Below are 19,518 nucleotides of genomic sequence, written 5' to 3'. Positions count from 1 at the left end.
CTTTCAGGCCACTACTCAGGCCGCTACGAGGTAGGAAAAGACCGATTCGAGGGACTCGTCGGACGGCGAGACGGTGAGCAGCCGGATGCCCTGCTCACGGGCCACCCGCGGCAGCAGCTCGGTGAACCGCCCGAAGTCGACGGCCTGGACGCGCAGCGCCTTCTCGGTCACGTCGACCTCGATGCCCGCCGTGGACGGGTCGGCGATGAGCGCGGCCGCGAGGGCCCGGTCGTCGCTGGAGCGCACCAGGTAGCGGTGCGGCCGGTCCGTCATCAGCCGGCGGATCTTCCGGAAGTCGCCGGACGCGGCGTGCCGGCCCGCCACGATCACCTCGATGTGCGAGGCCAACTGCTCGACCTCTTCGAGGATGTGGGAGGAGAACAGGACCGTGCGGCCCTCGTCCCCCATCCGCCGCAGCAGCTCCATCAGCTGCATCCGCTGGCGCGGGTCCATCCCGTTGAACGGCTCGTCCAGCAGCAGCACCGAGGGCTCGTGGACCAGCGCGGACGCCATCTTCACGCGCTGGCGCATGCCCTTGCTGTACGTGGAGATCTTGCGGTCCTGCGCGTACTCCATCTGGACCGTGGCGAGCGCCTTCTGCGCCTCGGCCCCTCCCAGGCCCTGGAGTTCGGCGTTGGCGACGACGAATTCCTTGCCGGTGAGGAAGTCGTACATCCCCTCCCGCTCCGGGACGATGCCGATCTTCTTGTAGACGGCCTCGTTGCGCCAGATCGGTCGGCCGTCGAGCGTGACCTTCCCCGTCGAGGGGGCGAGGAATCCGCCCATCATGTTGATGAGGGTGGACTTTCCGGCGCCGTTCGGGCCGAGGAGTCCGGTGACGCCGGGCCCCACCGTCATGGAGACGTCGTTGACGGCGACCACGTTGCCGAACCAGCGCGAGGTGTGGTCGATCTCGATGGTGGTCACAGCCCGACCCTCCGGTAGCGGCGCATCAGAACGGCGTACGAGCCGGCGACGAGCGCGAGAACAACGAACAGGTAGACCACGCCGGTGCCGGTGCCCGGGCCCTCCCCTCCGGGGAAGGCGGAGGAGGCACCGAGGAACGCGGTCTGGACGCCGTCGATCAGCGTGATCGGCGAGAAGAGGCCGAGCCACTGCACGGCCCCTTCCGAACCGGTCTCCCAGGCGATGGCCTGGATCGTGGAGACGGCGCCGTAGGTGATGGTCAGGAGGGCGATCACCGCGGCGACGCCGAAGCCGCGCCGCGGGGTCAGGGCGGCCATCACGAGGCCGAGGCCGGCGAACAGCACGGACAGCAGCGCCACCGACACCAGTCCCTGGCCGAACCACTTGGTCTGATCGGCGAAGTCGAACTTCGCGAGCAGAGAGCCCACATAGAGGATGAGCAGCGGCGCGCCGGTGAGGATGAAGAGCGCGGCGGCGGTGGCGGCGAATTTCGCCATCACGTAGTCGGCGCGTTCGATCGGCCGCGAGAAGTACAGGGGGACGGTCTTGAAACGGAGGTCCCTGGATACCGCCTGCGGCGCCTGGGCGGCGATGAACAGGCCGATGACGGCCTGGAGGTAGATCGCGTACGAGGTGTACTTGACCACCAGCTTGCTGGCGTCCGGGGTGGCCATGGAGACCGCCACCAGGATCGCCGCGACCATCGCCATCACGCCGAACAGCAGCATGGGCAGCACCTTGGACTTGGCGGAACGCCCCAGTCCGAAGGAGCCCCGCAGCGTCTGCGAGAACAGGGAGCGGCGGGCGTAGGCCCGGCCGAGCCGCGGTCCGTCGTAGGAGCGGTAGCCGATGTTGTGGATCCGGGAGGCGTCGCGCCCGGCCGCGGTCCCGGTCTCAGTGCTCATCGCGACCGCTTCCCTTCTGCTGTACGGCCCCGGCGGTGGCGGCCGCGGCCGGGGCGGCGGTGCTGTGCGCCCCGCCCTGTTCGGTACGGAAGACCTCGGCGATGTGGTGGCGGCGCTGTTCCATGCGGACCAGGCCGAGCCCGAGCCCGGCGACGCTGTCGCGGACCAGGTCGTACGTGTTCTCGTCGGCCGCCTCGATCAGCAGGATGTGGCCCGCGCCCGGCAGCCCCTCCGTGTCGATCCCGTCGTGGCCGATGAGGGTGATCCCGGCGTCGGTGAGGACCTTGCGCAGCGCACCGGTGCCGTCGGGGTGGGCGTCGCTGTCGGTCACCTCGACCGCGAGGGTCGCGGTGGTCTGCGTGAAGTCGCTGGTGGAGCTGGAGCGCAGGAGCGTGCCGCCGTCGATGACGACGACGTGGTCGCAGGTGCGTTCCAGCTCGCCCAGGAGGTGCGAGGTCACCAGCACGGAGATGCCGAAGTCGGTGTGGATCCGGCGGATCAGGCCGAGCATCTCGTCACGGCCGACGGGGTCCAGGCCGTTGGTCGGCTCGTCGAGGAGGACCAGCTGGGGGTCGTGGACGAGTGCCTGGGCCAGCTTCACCCGCTGCTTCATGCCGGTCGAGTAGCCGCCGATGGGGCGGTAGCGCTCCTCGTAGAGGCCGACGTGGCGCAGGGTGTCGGCCGTGCGCTCGCGGGCCGCCGTGGGCGGCAGCCCCGACATGCGGGCCATGTGCACGACGAACTCGGTCGCCGAGACGTCGGGCGGCAGGCAGTCGTGCTCGGGCATGTACCCCACCCGTTCCCGGATGGCGGCGCCGCTGGTCGCGACGTCGAGCCCGAGCACTGCGGCCCGGCCTTCGGTGGCGGGGGAAAGACCCAGCAGGATCTTGATCAGTGTGGACTTGCCGGCTCCGTTGGAACCCACCAGACCGGTCACACCCGGTCCGATGTCCAACGTGAGCCGGTCAAGCGCGGTCACCCGGGGGAACCGCATGCTCAGGGCTTCGGTAGCGATTACGGCTGTCACGGAAACGACGTTAGTGGCGCGGACCACAGGGGTCGTCAGCCCTGACGGCTGGATCCGCGTCAGACTCCAGGCGTACGCGCCCGTAGGGGGACCCCGCGAAGGACGAGGCCCGGACTCCGGGCCGGGCGGGGCCGGGCGGGGCGGGCAGGGCCGGGCGGCCGAGGTTCACCAGGTGCCGGCGGCTGGGCTCCCACGTGCGAGGGCTGAGGTCCCCCCGCGCGGGGGGCGGAGTTTTCCACAGACGGGTGCCCGGAGCCCGTGCTTGTCCACAGGGCGTGCGGCCCTCTTGACGCAGCCGCCGGACATTGTCACATTCATCAGTGTCACGTTACGGACGCGTACCGCACACGGCAGGGAACGGACGGTGGCATGACCGGCATGACCTCGGCAGTGCAGCACGAAATCACCCCGGAGCTGCGGGGGTTCAGGGACGTCCAGCGCCTGGCCTATGCCTGCGCGGAGGCGGTCGCCGGTCAGCTGCGGTCAGGGGTGACCGAGCGCGAGGCGGCCCGGATGCAGCGCGACTGGCTGCGTGAACGCGGCGTGCGCGACTGGTTCCACCTCCCGTTCGCCTGGTTCGGGGACCGCACGGCGTTCGCCGGGTTCAAGGTGCCGCTGCAGTTCTTCCCGACCGACCGGAGACTGGAGCCGGGGATGCCGTTCATCCTCGACATGGCCCCGGTGCACAAGGGCTTCACCGCCGATGTCGGTTATGCGGGATGCCTCGGCCTCAATCCGCTGCACGACAAGCTGTTGGACGATTTGGAGGCCCACCGCGAGCTGATCCTGCGGGAGGTGCGCGAGCGCCGTTCGCTGCGCGAGATCTACGAGGACGTCGAACGCCTCATGACCGCGCAGGGATACGCGAACAGGCACCGGGCCTACCCCTTCGGCGTGATCGCCCACAAGATCGACCGCGTGGCCGAACGCCGTTGGTCACCGCAGGTGTTCGGATTCGGCATCCAGGCCCTCAAGGGGCTGCTGAGTGACGCCCTGCACGGCCACCGGGACGGCTGGTCGCCGCTGTGGAGCCCCTACCGCTTCTCCGACCACCCGCCGCAGCCGGGCCTCTGGGCGGTCGAACCCCACCTCGGATTCCGGGGTACCGGCGCGAAGTTCGAGGAGATCCTGGTGGTCACCGACTCCAAGGACCCCGAGCAGAGCGCTTTCTGGCTGGACGACGATCTGCCGCACGTGCGGCGCTGGGCCGAGGAGAAGGTGGCGGCGTGAATCTGTCTCAGGCGCGTGAGCGACGCGTGGTCACGGGAGGCGTCGAGCTGTGCGTCGCCGAGCTGGGCGACGCGGGCCGGCCGACCGTGGTGCTGGTCCACGGCTATCCGGACAGCAAGGAGGTCTGGTCGGACGTCGCCGTCCGGCTGGCCGAGCACTGGCACGTGGTGCTGTACGACGTGCGGGGCCACGGCAGGTCGACGGCCCCGAAGCCCCTGCGCGGCGGCTTCACCCTGGAGAAGCTGACCGACGACTTCCTGGCCGTGATCGACACGGTCAGTCCGGACCGACCGGTGCACGTGGTCGGTCACGACTGGGGGTCCGTCCAGGCCTGGGAGTTCGTCACGGTCGGCAGGACCGAGGGCCGGATCGCCTCCTTCACCTCGATGTCCGGGCCGTCCCTGGACCACTTCGGGCACTGGATCAAGCACCGGATGAGCCGCCCCACCCCGCGCCGGGTCGGCCAGCTGCTCGGCCAGGGCGCGAAGTCCTGGTACGTGTACATGCTCCACACCCCGGTCCTGCCCGAGCTCGCCTGGCGCGGCCCGCTCGGGAAGCGATGGCCCCGGATCCTGGAGCGGATGGAGAAGGTGCCCGCGGGCGACTACCCCACCGCCTCCCTGCCGAACGACGCGGCACACGGGGCCTGGCTCTACCGCGACAACGTCCGTGCCCGGCTGAGCAGGCCCCGAGCGGACGCCTACGCCCACGCACCCGTCCAGCTGATCACGCCGACCGGGGACTCCTTCCTCTCCGAGCGGCTCTACGACGGGCTGGAGGACTGGGTTCCCACGCTGGTGCGCCGCTCGCTCCCGGCCAAGCACTGGGTGCCCCGCACCCGGCCGGACCAGCTGGCCTCCTGGGTCAACGAGTTCGTGACCGCGAACGAGTCCGCCGGACGGGACGGCGCGCCCGTGCAGCAGGCGGTCGCGCAGGGCCCCTACGCGCAGCGGTTCGGCGGCCAGCTGGTCCTGGTGACGGGCGCGGCATCCGGGATCGGGCGGGCCACGGCCTTCGCGTTCGCCGAGGCGGGCGCCCGGGTCGTGGCCGTGGACCGGGACGCGGAAGGGGCGGCCCGGACCGCGGAGATGGCTCGGCTGATCGGGGCGCCCGCGGCCTGGGGCGAGGCGGTCGACGTCAGCGACGAGGACGCGATGGAGAAGCTCGCCGCCCGGATCGCCGCCGAGCACGGCATCGTCGACGTCCTGGTCAACAACGCGGGTATCGGGCTGTCCGGCTCCTTCCTGGACACCACGAGCGAGGAGTGGAAGAAGGTCCTCGACGTCAATCTGTGGGGCGTCATCCACGGCTGCCGGATCTTCGGCAAGCAGATGGCGGACCGGGGCCAGGGCGGTCACATCGTCAACACGGCTTCGGCCGCGGCCTTCCAGCCCTCCCGTGTGCTGCCCGCGTACAGCACGTCGAAGGCGGCCGTGCTCATGCTCAGCGAATGCCTGCGGGCCGAGCTGGCGGAGAAGTCGATCGGGGTGAGCGCGATATGCCCCGGCATCGTCAACACCAACATCACCGCCACCACACGTTTCGCGGGGGCCGACGCGGCGGAGGAGGAGCGGCTGCAGAAGCGGACGAGCCGTCTCTACGGGCGGCGCAACTACCCGCCTACGAAGGTCGCCGACGCGATCCTGCGGGCGGTCGTGCGCAACCAGGCGGTGGTGCCGGTGACCCCGGAGGCGCGCGGCGCGCGACTGCTGTCCCGGCTGAGCCCCGGGGCCCTGCGCTCCGTCGCCCGGCTGAAGCCTCCGCTGTGACCGGGGACGGGGCCCGGACCGCCGAGTACCGGATCGAGGACCTGGCCCACGCCAGCGGGGCCACGGTGCGCACGATCCGCGCCTATCAGGACCGGGGGCTGCTCCCGACGCCCGAGCGGCGCGGACGGGCCAATGTGTACCGGGAGACCCATCTGGCCCGGCTGCGACAGATCGCGGACCTGCTCGACCGGGGTTACACCCTGGCCAGCATCAAGGAGTTGCTGGAGGCGTGGGACGCGGGGCGGGGGCTGGGCGGGGTGCTCGGTCTGGTCGCCGAGGTACACGGTCCGTGGACGGACGAGGAGGCCGACCGGATCAGCCGCCGGGAGCTGGACGCGAGGTTCGGCGGCCGGCAGGACGACGAGGCCATCGCCGAGGCGGTGGAGCTCGGCGTGCTGGAGCGGGTGCCCGGCCGGGACGACGAGTTCCTCGTCCCCAGTCCGCAAGAGCTGGCGGTGGCCGTCGAGTTGTACGGGGCCGGGGTCCCGCTGCCCGCGATCTCCGGTCACCTGAGGGAGCTGCGCGGCCAGGTGGAGCACATAGCCTCCCGCTTCCTGGAGTTCACCACCGAGCACGTCTTCGCCCGCTATCTCGGCCATCGGCCGCCCACCGACTCCGACGCGGCCGAGGCAGCGACTCTCGTACGCCGTCTGCGGCCACTCGCACAGCAGACGGTGGACGCGGAACTGGCCCGCGCCATGCGGACGTTCGCCACACGCCATCTGCACCACCACCTCGGAGCCGAGAAGACGGCGATCGCCGAGGATGCGACCCGTCCCGTGCTGCTTCCCGCGCGGACAACACAGGCTGTGCGCGAGCTGGTTGGCCCGGATCGCGTGGCGGCCTTCGTGGCGGCGGCCACCGAACGGGAGATACAGGCACGCACCTTGGATGACCTCACAGCAACTCATGCCAAAGAGGGCGAAATTAACGAAAGCCCCTAAAGTGTAGGCGCGTTGTCCACAGAACCGCCAAATACTCTGTGGATAACTCAAGTTGGCTGTGGATCAAACCTGTTGGAGGAAGAAAGCCGAAGAACCATAGAAGAACGATGAACCGACGAGCCAAAGACACGAAGACACGACGAGCCGACGAGCCGAAATGCGGATGCACGGGCCAGGCCGCCACGGGCACTCTGGCGCCCATGGAAGGACGTCGCACCGTCAAGGTGTCCAAGTACCTCTCGAAGCATCTGCGGCACCAGCCGGAACGCATCGGTCTCACCCTCGACGAGAACGGCTGGGTGGTGGTCGAGGAGCTGCTGCGCGCAGCCGCCCGGCACGGATTCGCCTTCTCCCGCGCCGAGCTCGACCACGTCGTCGCCGCCAACGACAAGCGGCGCTTCACCATGGAGAGCGGCGTCGAGCGCGGCGCCCGGAGCGGCGTCCAGGGCGGCATCGAAGGCGACCGCATCCGCGCCAATCAGGGCCACACCGTCGCCGTCGACCTGGACCTGCCGCCGGCCGAACCGCCCGCGTACCTCTACCACGGCACGGTCGCCCGGGTGATGGACGCGATCCGGACCGAGGGCCTGCGCCCCATGGCCCGCCACCACGTCCACCTGTCCCCCGACCGGGAGACGGCCACCCGGGTCGGCGCCCGTCGCGGCCGCCCCCTCGTCCTCACCGTGGACGCGGGCGCGATGCACCGCGCCGGCCATGTCTTCCGGGTGAGCGCCAACGGCGTCTGGCTCGCCGACGCCGTACCGCCTCGGCTCCTGCGCCTGCGCGACTGAAAGACCCCGGTCGCTACGCCGCTACGCCAGCTGTGCGGGCGCCTCGGTCGCGATGCGCTCGAAGACCTTCGGGTCGACATCGAAGACCGAGTCCGGGATCGGGGCGTGGATGACGATCTCGGTGAAGCCCAGCTCCGCGTGGCGCCCCGCGAAGTCGACGAACGCGTCCACGGACTCCAGCGGGCCGTTGCGCTCCGGGGTGAAGGCCGTGAGCAGGATCCGGTCCAGCTCGGAGGCGTCCCGGCCGATCTCCGCGCAGGCCGCCGTGAGCCTCTCGCTCTGCCCCCGCAGCGCGGCCCGCGACTCCTCCGGGGTGCCGTTCTCGTACAGCTTGGGGTCGCCGGTGGTGACCCAGGCCTGCCCGTGGCGGGCGGCGAGCTTCAGTCCCCGCGGCCCGGTCGCGGCGACCGCGAAGGGCAGCCGGGGGCGCTGGACACAGCCCGGGATGTTGCGGGCCTCCTCCGCGGCGTAGTGCTTCCCGTGCTCGGTCACCGCGTCCTCGGTGAGCAGCCGGTCCAGGAGCGGGACGAACTCGGCGAAGCGGTCGGCGCGTTCGCGCGGGGTCCAGGCGTCCTGGCCCAGGGCGGTGGCGTCGAAGCCGCTGCCGCCGGCGCCGATGCCGAGGGTGACCCGGCCGCCCGAGATGTCGTCCAGGGAGATGAGCTCCTTGGCCAGCGTGACCGGGTGGCGGAAGTTCGGCGAGGTCACGAGGGTGCCCAGCCGGAGGCGTTCGGTGGCCGTCGCCGCGGCGGTGAGCGTGGGCAGCGCCCCGAACCACGGGCCGTCCCGGAAGGTCCGCCAGGACAGGTGGTCGTAGGTGTAGGCGGTGTGGAAGCCCAGCCCCTCCGCGCGCTGCCAGTGCTCACGCCCGCCCTCGTGCCAGCGGTGGACGGGAAGGATCACGGTGCTCAGGCGAGGGCTCATGCCCCTGAGCCTACGACCGTGCGCACGGGTGACGGCCACCTCATGGCTTCGGCATATGCCAGAGGACTTTTCTCCAGATCAGCGTCCTACCCACTCAGATGTGCGCCCCTCCGCACGCCCGTGCACCTTTATGGGCGAGAATGGGCCGGTGACCTCAGTGACCGATACGCCTCTTCCCGCCGTGACCCGGCTGATCGCCACCGACCTCGACGGCACCCTTCTGCGTGACGACAAGACGCTGTCCGCCCGCACGGTCGCGGCCCTCGCGGCGGCCGAGGAGGCCGGGATCGAGGTCTTCTTCGTCACCGGCAGGCCGGCCCGCTGGATGGACGTCGTACGGGACCACGTCCAGAGCCACGGTACGGCGATCTGCGCCAACGGCGCCGTGGTCACCGACCTCCGGACGGACGGCGGGCTGCTCTCCGTACGGCCGCTGGAGCGCGCGGCAGCCCTGCACGTCGTACGCACCCTGCGCGAGGCGGCCCCCGGCACCTCCTTCGCCGTCGAGATGACCACCGGCATCAACTACGAACCGGCCTACCCCCCCTTCCACCTGGATCCGGGAGCCACCGTGGCGGTTGCCGAGAAGCTGCTGCACGAGGACGCCCCGGGCACCGGCGCGCCCGTGCTCAAGGTGCTGGCCCACCACACCGAGCTGGCGCCCGACGCCTTCCTCACGCTGGCCCGTACGGCGGCCGGTGACCGGGCCGCCTTCACCCGCTCCAGTCCCTCCGCGCTCCTGGAGGTCAGCGGGCTCGGCGTCTCCAAGGCCACCACGCTCGCCGCCTGCTGTGCCGAGCGCGGCATCTCGTCCGCCGAGGTGGTCGCCTTCGGTGACATGCCCAACGACATCGAGATGCTCAGCTGGGCCGGCGCCTCGTTCGCGATGGGCAACGCCCACCCGGACGCGGTGGCCGCCGCCTCGGGCCGGACCGCGACCAACGAGGAGGACGGGGTCGCGGTCGTCATCGAGCGCATCCTCGCCGCCCGCGCAGAGAACCGCTGAAACCTTTCAGCACATCAGCGGACCGGCACACCAGCACATCAGCGGACCGGCGCGCCGACGCACCGGCCCGCGGCCCCGGCCTCGCAGCAACACCGGCCGGCGGGCCCGGCGCGCGGCTCACCGGCCGGCGGGCGCCCCGCCCCGACCGTCCGGCAGGGCCACCCTCGGGCCGCCCTCACAGCGGCGCCTCCCACACCACCGTCGTACCGCCGCCGTCCTCCCCGATCCCCGGTTCGATCCGGCTCGATCCGCCCAGGGACTCCGCCCGGCGGGCCAGGTTGCGCAGTCCGCTGCGGCGGCCGCCCTCCGGGATGCCCACCCCGTCGTCGGCGACCGAGAGCCGCACCGCCGCCCGCCCGTCCGGCAGCGTCACCGTCGCGTCGACGACCACGTCGATCAGCGACGCCCCCGCGTGCCGGAACGCGTTGGAAAGGGCCTCGCGCAGCGCGGCGACCAGGTTCTTGCCGGTCAGCTCGCCGACGAGCGAGTCCACCGGGCCCAGGAAGCGGTGCGAGGGCTTGAAGCCGAGCGGGACGGCCGCCATGTTGATCTCCCGCAGCACGCGGGTGCGCAGCCCCGAGGGGGCCTCGGCCGGTTCCTGCTGGAGCGCGAAGATGGCCGTGCGGATCTCCTGGATCGTCACGTCCAGCTCGTCGACCGCCCGGCCGACACCGGTCCGCACCTCGGGCACCACCGATCCGCGCTGGGCGCTCTCCAGCATCATCCCGGTGGCGAACAGCCGCTGGATGACCAGGTCGTGGAGGTCGCGGGCGATCCGGTCGCGGTCCTCGTACACCGCGAGACGCTCCCGGTCACGCTGCGCCTCGGCCATCATCAGCGCGAGCGCCGCCTGGGAGGCGAACTGGGTGGCGAGCGTCCGCTCGGTCTCCGTGAACGGGCGCGCGCCCCGGGACCTGGGGGTGGCCAGCGCGCCGAGCACCCGGCCGCCGCTGTGGAGCGGCAGCATCATGCTGGGGCCGAACCGGTCGGCCAGCCTGGTGACCATCCGGCTGTCGGTGGCCGAGTCGTCGATGAACACCGCCTCGCCCGCCAGGAGTTTCGCCGCCACCGCGCTCCGGGGCGGGATGATCACGCCGAGCGAGGACGCGGGATCGTCGGACGAGACGGCGACGATCTCCAGCCCGCCCTCCTCGGCGGGCAGCAGCACGATCCCGGCGGCGGAGTCGGCGAGCCGACGGGCCTGCTCGGCCACCACCGACAGCGCCTCGTCGGCGTCCCCGCCCGACAGGAGGGCCGTGGTGACCGCGACCGAACCGTCGATCCAGTGCTCCCGCTGCCGCGCCGCCTCGTACAGCCGGGCGTTGCCGATGGCGATCCCGGCCTCCGTGGCGAGCACCCGGACCATGTGGAGGTCGTAGTCGCTGAATTCGGCGCCGTCCTGCTTCTCGGCCAGGTAGAGGTTGCCGAAGACGTCCCCCTGGACCCGGATGGGCACCCCCAGGAAGGTCCGCATCGGGGGGTGCCCCGGCGGAAAGCCCGCGGACCGCGGATCGGTGGTCAGGTCGGCCAGCCGGACCGGGACGGGGTCGTGGATCAGCGCCCCGAGCAGACCCCGGTGACCGTCGGGGCGTCGCCCGATCGCCTCGGCCACCTCCTGCGGAACGCCGTAGGTGACGAAGTCCGACAGGCCCTCGCCCAGCTCGTCGACGACGCCGATGGCGGCGTACCGGGCGTGGGCGAGCTCGGCCGCCGTCTCGCAGATCCGGTCCAGGGTGGAGTGCAGCTCCAGCCCCGCGCCGACGGAACGCATCGCCTCCAGGAGCTGCGGCACCCGCGCGGTCAGCTCGGTGGACAGACCCTGGAGGCTGCGGGTGGCCCGGGTGGCGGCGTCGAGGGAGTCCTGCGGGTCGGGCTCTGACATGGCCCGAGCCTAGTTAGTACCGATAGAGGGCGAAAGTCGAGAATGTGCTCGCCGGGTGAAGCGGGCACCGTTCGTCCGGGGCCCGGGGTCCTGCGTACGGTCCGGGGTCCGGTCCTGCGTACGGTCCGGGGCCCGGTCCTGCGTACGGTCCGGGGCCCGGTCCTGCGTACGGTCCGAGGCCCGGGGTCCTGCGTACGGTCCGGGGTCCGGTCCTGCGTACGGTCCGGGGTCCGGTCCTGCGTACGGTCCGGGGCCCGGTCCGGGCCGTCGCCGCTACCGGACTCCCGCCCCGACCGTCTCCCGTTCGCGCTCCAGCATGCGGCGCAGCGGCCCGTCCTCGGCGGCGAGTTCGGCGTACGGTCCGCGCTGCACGACCCGGCCCGCGTCCAGCACCAGCACCTCGTCGACGGTGTCGAGGCCGGTCAGCCGGTGGGTGATCAGTACGGTCGCGCGGCCCCGGGTCGCGTCCAGCAGATCGGCGGTGAGGGCGTCGGCGGTCGGCAGGTCGAGGTGTTCGGCCGGCTCGTCCAGGACCAGTACGGGAAAGCCCGCGAGCAGCGCGCGGGCCAGGGCGAGGCGCTGGCGCTGGCCCCCGGAGAGCCGCGCGCCGTGCTCGCCCACCGGGGTGTCGAGCTCCTCCGGCAGGGCCAGCACCCAGTCCAGGAGCCGGGCCCGGGAGAGCGCGTCGCGCAGTTCGGCGTCGGTCGCCCCGGGGCGGGCCAGGCGCAGGTTCTCGCGGATCGTGCTGTCGAAGACGTGCGCGTCCTGGGCGCACAGTCCGACCGAGCGCCGGACCGTGTCCGAATCCAGCGCGGACGCCTCGACGCCGCCCAGCCGGTACGTCCCCGACGAGGCGTCCAGGAAGCGCAGCAGGACCTGGGCGAGCGTCGTCTTGCCCGAGCCGGAGGGACCCACGACCGCGATGCGCCGCCCTGGCGTCAGCGTCAGGTCGAGCGAGGCCAGCGCGTCGTGCCGGGCCCCGGGGTAGCGGGCGCTCAGCCCGCGCACCTCCAGCGGGAACGGGGACGCGGGCTCCTCGGCGGGGGCCTCCGGCTCCCGTACGGGCACGGGGGCGTCCAGCACCTCGAACACCCGCTCCGCGCTCCGCGCGACACGCTGGCGGTACTGCACGGCGAGCGGCAGCCCGGTGACGGCCTCGAAGGCGGCCAGCGGGGTCAGCACCACCACGGCGAGGGCGACACCGGACAGTCGGCCGTCCTGCACGGCGGGGACGGCGACGGTCGCAGCGGCCACCACGGTGAGCCCGCAGACCAGGGCGGACAGCCCACCGCCCAGTGCCGTCGCGGCGGCGGCGCGCGAGGCGATCCGGGTCAGCAGGGTGTCGGCCGCGCGCAGCCGCGTCTGCCGGGCGGGCAGCGCGCCCGCGACGGTCAGTTCGGCGGTGGCGCCCAGGAGGTCGGTGACCCGGGTGGCCAGGGCGGCACGGGCGGGTGCGAGCTGACGCTCCGTACGGCGGGCGCAGGCGCCGCTGACGAGCGGGACGCCGACCCCGGCGACCAGCAGGCCCACGGCCAGGATGACGCCCGCCTCCGGGAGCAGCCAGCCGGTGAACCCGGCGGCCGCGGCCCCCACCACGACGGCCGTGCCGACCGGCAGCAGCCAGCGCAGCCAGTAGTCCTGGAGCGCGTCCACATCGGCGACGAGCCGGGACAGCAGGTCGCCGCGCCGCGTGGTGCGCAGGCCCCCGGGGGCGATGCGTTCGAGGCCCCGGTAGACGGCGACGCGCAGTTCGGCGAGGAGCTTCAGGACGGCGTCGTGCGAGACGAGCCGCTCGGCGTAGCGGAAGACCGCCCGGCCGATGCCGAAGGCGCGGGTCGCGGTGACCGCCATCATCAAGTACATGACCGGCGGCTCTTCGGAGGCGCGGGAGATCAGCCAGCCGGAGACCGCCATGAGGCCCACGGCAGAACCCACCGCCAGGCTGCCGAGCAGCAGGGCCAGGGTCAGCCGCCCCCGCTGCGCCCCGGCCGCCTCGCGGACCCGGGCGAGCACCCGTCCGGGGCGGGCACCGGTCCTCACCTGCCCGCCGTCGGCCGCGCGCAGCTCCTCCGCCCGGCGGGCGTCCAGGAGTTCGCCCCCGGCGAGCGGCTGCGGGACGGCCGGTCCGGCGGCTACGGCACGCGTGCCGCTCCCGTTCTCGGCCGGCTCCCGCACGTCGGTAAGCGGCTCCAGGGTCACCACGCGGTCGGCGACCGCCAGCAGGGCCGGGCGGTGGACGACCAGCAGCACGGTCCGCCCGGCGGCGAGCCTCCGGACGGCGTCGACGATGCCCGCCTCGCTCTCGCCGTCCAGGCTCGCGGTCGGCTCGTCCAGCAGCAGGAGCGGCCGGTCGGCGAGGAACGCCCGGGCGAGGGCGAGGCGCTGGCGCTGGCCCGCGGAGAGTCCGGCGCCGTCCTCGCCCAGGGCCGTCCGCACCCCGTCGGGCAGCGCCGCGACGAAGTCGTACGCGCCCGCGTCCCGCAGCGCCGCGAGGACCGCCTCGTCGTCGGCGTCGGGGCGGGCGAGGCGCACGTTCTCGGCGATCGTGTCCGCGAAGAGGTGGGGGCGCTGGGGGACCCAGGTGATGCGGCTCCGCCAGCGTTCGAGGTCCAGGTCCATGAGGTCCCGGCCGCCGACCCGGACGTGCCCCTCGTCGGGTACGGCGAATCCGAGGAGCACGTTCAGCAGGGTGGACTTGCCGACGCCGCTCGGGCCGACCAGGGCGACGGTCTCCCCCGGCTCCACGGTGAGCGACGCGGCGTCCAACGAGGGTTCGGTGCGGCCCTCGTGGCGCACGGTCACGTCCGCCAGCTCCAGCCGCAGGGTGTCCGGCACGTCCTCGGTGCCCGGGGCCCGGGGTTCGGTCTCCAGGACCGTGAAGATCTCCTCTGCGGCCGACAGGCCCTCGGCCGCCGCGTGGTACTGCGCTCCGACCTGGCGGATCGGCAGATAGGCCTCCGGGGCCAGGATCAGGACCACCAGGCCGGTGTAGAGGTCGAGTTCGCCGTGGACGAGCCGCATGCCGATCGTGACGGCGACGAGGGCGACCGACAGGGTCGCCAGCAGCTCCAGGGCGAACGAGGACAGGAAGGCGATCCGCAGGGTGCGCAGGGTGGCCCGGCGGTAGTCGGAGGTGATCGTGCGGATCGATTCGGCCTGGGCCTTGGCCCGTCCGAAGACCTTCAGGGTCGGCAGCCCGGCGACGACGTCCAGGAAGTGTCCGGAGAGCCGGGACAGCAGCTGCCACTGGCGGTCCATCCGGGACTGGGTGGCCCAGCCGATCAGGATCATGAAGAGCGGGATGAGCGGCAGCGTGACGACGATGATCGCCGCCGACACCCAGTCCTCGGTGACGATCCGGGCGAGCACCGCCACGGGCACCACGACGGCGAGTCCGAGCTGCGGGAGATAGCGGGCGAAGTAGTCGTCGAGCGCGTCGATGCCCCGGGTCGCCAGCGCGACGAGCGAACCGGTGCGCTGCCCGCTCAGCCAGTCGGGGCCCAGCCGCGCGGCCCGCTCCAGGAGCCGGCCGCGCAGTTCGGACTTGACGGCCGCGCTGGCGCGGTGGGCCGCCAGTTCGGTGAGCCAGGCGACGAGGGCCCGGCCGAGGGCGACCGCGGCGAGGAGAAGGAGGGGGGTGCGCAGCGCGGTGACCGTGAGTCCGCCCTCGAAACCGCCCACCACGATCTCGGCGATGAGCATCGCCTGGGCGATCACCAGCAGGGCGCCGACCAAGCCGAGGGCCACCACCGCCGCCAGGAAGAGGCGGGTGGCGCGTGCGTGGTGGAGCAGACGCGGATCGATCGGTTTCACGTGAAACATCCCCCCGGCGGGGTCGGTGAACTCTGCGGGATGGTGCGCTGCCGCGGGCCTCGCCGGGCCCGCGGCAGCGCACCGGACTCAGTGCGCGTCGGCGATGTGCTGGGTGCCGATGCGCTTGCGGAAGACCCAGTAGGTCCAGCCCTGGTAGAGCAGCACGACGGGCGTGGCGATACCCGCGCACCAGGTCATGATCTTGAGCGTGTACGGGCTGGACGAGGCGTTGGTGACCGTGAGGTTCCAGGCGTCGTTCAGCGAGGACGGCATGACGTTCGGGAAGAGCGTCAGGAAGAGCATCGCGACCGCCGCCGCGATCGTCACGCCCGAGAACGCGAACGACCAGCCCTCGCGGCCCTTGGCGATGGCCCCGATCGCGGCCAGGAGCGCCACCACCGCCACGATCATGGCCCCCAGGCTCCAGGCGTCCCCGTTGTCCGCCTGCGTCCAGACCAGGAAGACCAGCGCCAGCACCGCGGTGACCGGCCCCAGCTTCAGCGCCAGGGCGCGGGCCCGGACGCGGATGTCGCCCGCCGTCTTGAGGCCGGCGAACACCGCCCCGTGGAAGGTGAAGAGGGTGAGCGTGACGAGGCCGCCGAGGATCGCGTACGGGTTGAGGAGGTCGAAGAAGTTGCCGACGTACTCCATGTCCGCGTCGATCTTCACGCCGCGCACGATGTTCCCGAACGCCACGCCCCACAGCACCGCGGGGATCAGGGAGGTCCAGAAGATCGCGGTCTCCCAGTTCGTCTGCCACCGCTCCTCGGGCCGCTTGGCGCGGTACTCGAAGGCGACGCCACGCACGATCAGGCAGAACAGGATGATCAGCAGCGGCAGGTAGAAGCCGGAGAACAGGGTGGCGTACCACTCGGGGAAGGCGGCGAAGGTCGCGCCGCCCGCGCTGAGCAGCCAGACCTCGTTGCCGTCCCAGACGGGCCCGATCGTGTTGATCAGGACCCGGCGCTCCTTGCGGTCGCGGGCCAGCAGCTTGGTGAGGACCCCGATGCCGAAGTCGAATCCCTCCAGGAAGAAGTAGCCGGTCCAGAGGACGGCGATGAGCACGAACCAGACGTCGTGGAGTTCCATCTCTCAGCTCCTGCTGCTCAGTACGAGAAGGCCATGGGCCGGTCGGCGTCTTCTTCGTCGTGGCCGCCGATCTTGGTCGGCGGGTTGAGGTCGTCCTCGGTGAGTTCCGGCGGCCCGGCCTTGATGTACTTCACGAGCAGCTTCACCTCGATCACGGCGAGCACCGCGTACAGCAGGGTGAAGACGATCATCGAGGTGATGACCTCGCCCTGCGAGACACCGGGGGAGACCCCCGCACGGGTCTGGAGCACCCCGTAGACGACCCACGGCTGGCGGCCCATCTCGGTGAAGATCCAGCCCCAGGAGTTGGCGATCAGCGGGAAGAGCAGCGTCCAGAGCGCGACGACCCAGTAGAGCTTGGTGAGCCTCGGGCTCAGCGCCTTGTTCTTGAAGAGGACGAGATGGGGTACCTCGTCCTCACCGGTCCGCAGCGCCGGTGGCAGCAGGAACTTCTTCCGGGTCAGCCAGAGCCCCAGGAGGCCGAGGCCGAAGGAGGCCATACCGAAGCCGATCATCCACCGGAAGCTCCAGAACGCGACCGGGATGTTGGGGCGGTAGTCGCCGGGCCCGTACTTCTCCTGCGCCTCCTTGTTGATGTCGTTGATGCCGGGGACGTACGAGTTCGGGTCGTTGTTGGCGAGGAAGGACAGCACCCCGGGCAGCGAGATCTCCACGGAGTTGTGGCCCTCGCTGACGTCCCCGTACGCGAATATCGAGAAGGGCGCCCTCTCCTGGCCGTCCCACAGCGCCTCGGCGGCGGCCATCTTCATCGGCTGCTGCCGGAACATGACCTTGGCGAGGCTGTCGCCGCTGACGGCGGTGAGCATGCCGGCGACCACGACGGTGATCAGCCCCAGGCGCAGCGAGGTCCGCATCACCGGGATGTGCCTCTTGCGCGCCAGGTGGAACGCGGCGATCCCGACCATGAAGGCCCCGCCGACCAGGAACGCGGCCGTGATGGTGTGGAAGAACTGGGTGACCGCGGTGTCCTGGGTGAGCACCCGCCAGAAGTCGGTGAGCTCGGCGCGGCCGCGCTCCTCGTTGATCCGGTAGCCGACCGGGTGCTGCATCCAGGAGTTCGCCGCCAGGATGAAGTAGGCGGAGAGGACCGTGCCGATCGAGACCATCCAGATGCAGGCGAGGTGGATCTTCTTAGGCAGCTTGTCCCAGCCGAAGATCCACAGCCCGATGAAGGTGGACTCGAAGAAGAAGGCGATCAGCGCCTCGAAGGCGAGCGGAGCACCGAAGATGTCGCCGACGAAGCGCGAGTAGTCGGACCAGTTCATACCGAACTGGAACTCCTGGACGATGCCCGTGACGACGCCCATGGCGATGTTGATCAGGAACAGCTTGCCCCAGAACTTGGTCGCCCTGAGGTACTTCTCGTTCTCCGTCCGCACCCAGGCGGTCTGCAGGCCGGCGGTGAGCGCGGCGAGCGAGATCGTCAGGGGGACGAAGAGGAAGTGGTAGACGGTGGTGATGCCGAATTGCCATCGCGCCAGGGTCTCCGGCGCCAGAGCGAGGTCCACGTCGTCAGTCTCCTTACATCGCCGTGGTCATACCGGCACTATGCCCCTTTGATCCGACCGATTTCGGGAGGAACCAGGGCACGCTTGTGAACGCGTTCACATTCACAAGCAATTATGGCGCACACACTTTCGGGCCCTTCGCCGGGGGTACCCCTTTTCGGCCCCGCCCCCGAAAACCGGCCTCACGTCACGTACGCGAAGGGCCCCGGACCTCGCGATCGAGGTCCGGGGCCCACCCGGTCGTACAGGCGCGTGCGAGGCCTACAGCTCCGCGCGGAACGCCTCCGCCGCCTTCAGGAAGAGGTCGTTGCCCTCGCTCTCGCCGATCGAGACCCGGACGCCCTCACCCTTGAAGGGCCGCACGACCACCCCGGCCCGCTCGCAGGCCCCGGCGAAGTCGAGGGTCCGCTCGCCGAGCCGCAGCCAGACGAAGTTCGCGTGCGACTCCGGCACCGTCCAGCCCTGGCGCACCAGCTCCGCGCTCACCCGGGTGCGCTCGGCGACCAGCGAGCCCACCCGGCCCAGCAGCTCGTCCTCCGCGCGGAGCGAGGCCACCGCCGCGTCCTGCGCCAGCTGGCTCACCCCGAAGGGGACCGCGGTCTTGCGCAGCGCCGCGGCCACCGGCTCGTGGGCCACCGCGAAGCCGACCCGCAGGCCGGCCAGACCGTACGCCTTGGAGAAGGTCCGCAGCACCGCCACATTGGGCCGGTCCCGGTAGATCTCGATGCCGTCCGGCACCTCGGCGTCGCGGATGAACTCCTTGTACGCCTCGTCGAGCACCACCAGGACATCGTTCGGCACCCGGTCGAGGAACCGTTCCAGCTCGGCCCGGCGCACCACCGTGCCGGTGGGGTTGTTGGGGTTGCAGACGAAGATCAGCCGGGTCCGGTCGGTGATCGCCTCCGCCATCGCGTCGAGGTCGTGCACCTCGCCCCCGGTCAGCGGCACCTTCACCGAGGTCGCGCCGCTGACCTGCGTGATGATCGGGTACGCCTCGAAGGACCGCCAGGCGTAGATGACCTCGTCACCGGGTCCGGAAGTGGCCTGGAGCAGCTGCTGGGCCACCCCCACCGACCCGGTCCCGGTGGCGAGATGCGCGAGGGGCACACCGAAACGGTCGGCCAGCTCGTTCATCAGGCCGGTGCACGCCATGTCCGGGTAGCGGTTGAAGTTCCCGGCGGCGGCGAGCGCCGACTCCAGAACCCCCGGCAGCGGCGGATAGGGATTCTCGTTGGAGGACAGCTTGTACGCGACCGGTCCGCCGGCCGCCGCCGGCTTCCCCGGCACGTAGGCGGGAACGCCGTCCAGCTCGGCGCGCAGCTTGGGGCTCGTCTCGCTCACCGCAGGTCCTCCTCGACCGTCCGTTCACAGCAATACTGCACACCTTATGAGGATTGGGCCCCGCTGCGAATGGCCCGAGCGGGAAATCGACCGCAGTGCCCGGGAATGGGGCCTCGCACGGGGCCGGCCCGGGGCCTCTCCCGGGGGGAGCGTTTCCCGTTCCGGCGCACGCCGGTGGCTCGCGCCGTGGCGCGCGTCCCCCGAAGTGGTGAGTTGAGACCTCTTCGAGACATCGCACATACAGCAGGCTGCCGCTCCCCAGCACCTGAAACACGCATGCAATGGCGCTCAACTTCCTTTCATTATAAGGTTTCTGATGGTTCGTGACCTTGCAGAAACGT

Annotated in this window: 14 protein-coding genes; 5 read left to right on the top strand and 9 right to left on the bottom strand. The window is 71.5% G+C overall.

Annotation, left to right across the window (positions count from 1 at the left end; genetic code table 11):
- Positions 1 to 15 precede the first annotated feature (15 nt).
- The 3 genes from OG245_RS18905 to OG245_RS18895 are packed head-to-tail and all read right to left on the bottom strand — an operon-like array spanning position 16 to position 2,826.
- On the bottom strand, positions 16 to 927 hold the full coding sequence (locus OG245_RS18905; protein ID WP_371624674.1) for an ABC transporter ATP-binding protein: 912 nt from the start codon (positions 925 to 927) through the stop codon (positions 16 to 18).
- On the bottom strand, positions 924 to 1,832 hold the full coding sequence (locus tag OG245_RS18900) for an ABC transporter permease (protein WP_371624673.1): 909 nt from the start codon (positions 1,830 to 1,832) through the stop codon (positions 924 to 926). The genes OG245_RS18905 and OG245_RS18900 overlap by 4 nt, the downstream gene beginning before the upstream one ends.
- Positions 1,822 to 2,826, bottom strand: a complete 1,005-nt coding sequence (locus tag OG245_RS18895; RefSeq protein WP_371627919.1) for an ABC transporter ATP-binding protein — start codon at positions 2,824 to 2,826, stop codon at positions 1,822 to 1,824. Before OG245_RS18895 ends, OG245_RS18900 begins: the two co-directional genes overlap by 11 nt.
- A 402-nt stretch (positions 2,827 to 3,228) precedes the next feature.
- On the opposite strand from OG245_RS18895, the gene OG245_RS18890 reads away from it, so the two are divergent.
- The 4 genes from OG245_RS18890 (at position 3,229) to OG245_RS18875 (ending at position 7,593) form a co-directional block, all read left to right on the top strand.
- Entirely contained in the window at positions 3,229 to 4,089 is an 861-nt protein-coding gene (locus OG245_RS18890) for a M24 family metallopeptidase (protein ID WP_371624672.1), read from the top strand.
- Complete coding sequence (locus OG245_RS18885; RefSeq protein ID WP_371624671.1) at positions 4,086 to 5,858, top strand: SDR family oxidoreductase; 1,773 nt, start codon at positions 4,086 to 4,088, stop codon at positions 5,856 to 5,858. Before OG245_RS18890 ends, OG245_RS18885 begins: the two co-directional genes overlap by 4 nt.
- Positions 5,855 to 6,802 (top strand): MerR family transcriptional regulator, encoded by a 948-nt coding sequence (locus tag OG245_RS18880; protein ID WP_371624670.1) that lies wholly within the window; start codon positions 5,855 to 5,857, stop codon positions 6,800 to 6,802. The genes OG245_RS18885 and OG245_RS18880 overlap by 4 nt, the downstream gene beginning before the upstream one ends.
- A gap of 200 nt (positions 6,803 to 7,002) precedes the next feature.
- Positions 7,003 to 7,593: an RNA 2'-phosphotransferase gene (locus OG245_RS18875; protein ID WP_371624669.1), complete on the top strand. Its 591-nt coding sequence runs from the start codon at positions 7,003 to 7,005 to the stop codon at positions 7,591 to 7,593.
- Positions 7,594 to 7,614: 21 nt separating this feature from the next.
- On the opposite strand, the gene OG245_RS18870 is transcribed toward OG245_RS18875, so the two are convergent.
- Positions 7,615 to 8,517: an LLM class flavin-dependent oxidoreductase gene (locus OG245_RS18870; RefSeq protein ID WP_371624668.1), complete on the bottom strand. Its 903-nt coding sequence runs from the start codon at positions 8,515 to 8,517 to the stop codon at positions 7,615 to 7,617.
- Positions 8,518 to 8,647: 130 nt separating this feature from the next.
- Between OG245_RS18870 and OG245_RS18865 the strand changes: the two genes are divergently transcribed.
- On the top strand, positions 8,648 to 9,523 hold the full coding sequence (locus OG245_RS18865) for a Cof-type HAD-IIB family hydrolase (protein ID WP_371624667.1): 876 nt from the start codon (positions 8,648 to 8,650) through the stop codon (positions 9,521 to 9,523).
- A gap of 175 nt (positions 9,524 to 9,698) precedes the next feature.
- On the opposite strand, the gene OG245_RS18860 is transcribed toward OG245_RS18865, so the two are convergent.
- From OG245_RS18860 to hisC, 5 genes are all read right to left on the bottom strand, one after another.
- A complete protein-coding gene (locus OG245_RS18860; protein WP_371624666.1) occupies positions 9,699 to 11,405 on the bottom strand; it encodes a GAF domain-containing sensor histidine kinase in 1,707 nt (568 codons plus the stop codon).
- A 273-nt stretch (positions 11,406 to 11,678) separates the two neighbouring features.
- Positions 11,679 to 15,218, bottom strand: coding sequence for a thiol reductant ABC exporter subunit CydD (cydD, locus tag OG245_RS18855; protein ID WP_371624665.1), 3,540 nt, complete (start codon positions 15,216 to 15,218; stop codon positions 11,679 to 11,681).
- A gap of 87 nt (positions 15,219 to 15,305) precedes the next feature.
- Positions 15,306 to 16,307 (bottom strand): cytochrome d ubiquinol oxidase subunit II, encoded by a 1,002-nt coding sequence (cydB, locus tag OG245_RS18850; RefSeq protein WP_371624664.1) that lies wholly within the window; start codon positions 16,305 to 16,307, stop codon positions 15,306 to 15,308.
- 17 nt (positions 16,308 to 16,324) lie between these two features.
- Complete coding sequence (locus OG245_RS18845) at positions 16,325 to 17,836, bottom strand: cytochrome ubiquinol oxidase subunit I (protein ID WP_371624663.1); 1,512 nt, start codon at positions 17,834 to 17,836, stop codon at positions 16,325 to 16,327.
- A 261-nt stretch (positions 17,837 to 18,097) separates the two neighbouring features.
- Positions 18,098 to 19,177: a histidinol-phosphate transaminase gene (gene hisC, locus OG245_RS18840; protein WP_371624662.1), complete on the bottom strand. Its 1,080-nt coding sequence runs from the start codon at positions 19,175 to 19,177 to the stop codon at positions 18,098 to 18,100.
- Positions 19,178 to 19,518: the final 341 nt, after the last annotated feature.

The organism is Streptomyces sp. NBC_01116 (assembly GCF_041435495.1).
In the GTDB taxonomy this organism is placed as follows: domain Bacteria; phylum Actinomycetota; class Actinomycetes; order Streptomycetales; family Streptomycetaceae; genus Streptomyces.
The sequence above is the reverse complement of the archived record's forward strand: the minus strand, read 5'-3'. Positions and strand labels throughout refer to the sequence as shown.

What these genes read in the sequence shown, in the direction of transcription:
- OG245_RS18900 (WP_371624673.1), bottom strand. Translation starts at nt 1,832, where the DNA reads ATGAGCACTGAGACCGGGACCGCGGCCGGGCGCGACGCCTCCCGGATC.
- OG245_RS18895 (WP_371627919.1), bottom strand. Translation starts at nt 2,826, where the DNA reads ATGCGGTTCCCCCGGGTGACCGCGCTTGACCGGCTCACGTTGGACATC.
- OG245_RS18890 (WP_371624672.1), top strand. Translation starts at nt 3,229, where the DNA reads ATGACCGGCATGACCTCGGCAGTGCAGCACGAAATCACCCCGGAGCTG.
- OG245_RS18875 (WP_371624669.1), top strand. Translation starts at nt 7,003, where the DNA reads ATGGAAGGACGTCGCACCGTCAAGGTGTCCAAGTACCTCTCGAAGCAT.
- OG245_RS18870 (WP_371624668.1), bottom strand. Translation starts at nt 8,517, where the DNA reads ATGAGCCCTCGCCTGAGCACCGTGATCCTTCCCGTCCACCGCTGGCAC.
- OG245_RS18865 (WP_371624667.1), top strand. Translation starts at nt 8,648, where the DNA reads ATGGGCGAGAATGGGCCGGTGACCTCAGTGACCGATACGCCTCTTCCC.
- OG245_RS18860 (WP_371624666.1), bottom strand. Translation starts at nt 11,405, where the DNA reads ATGTCAGAGCCCGACCCGCAGGACTCCCTCGACGCCGCCACCCGGGCC.
- cydB (WP_371624664.1), bottom strand. Translation starts at nt 16,307, where the DNA reads ATGGAACTCCACGACGTCTGGTTCGTGCTCATCGCCGTCCTCTGGACC.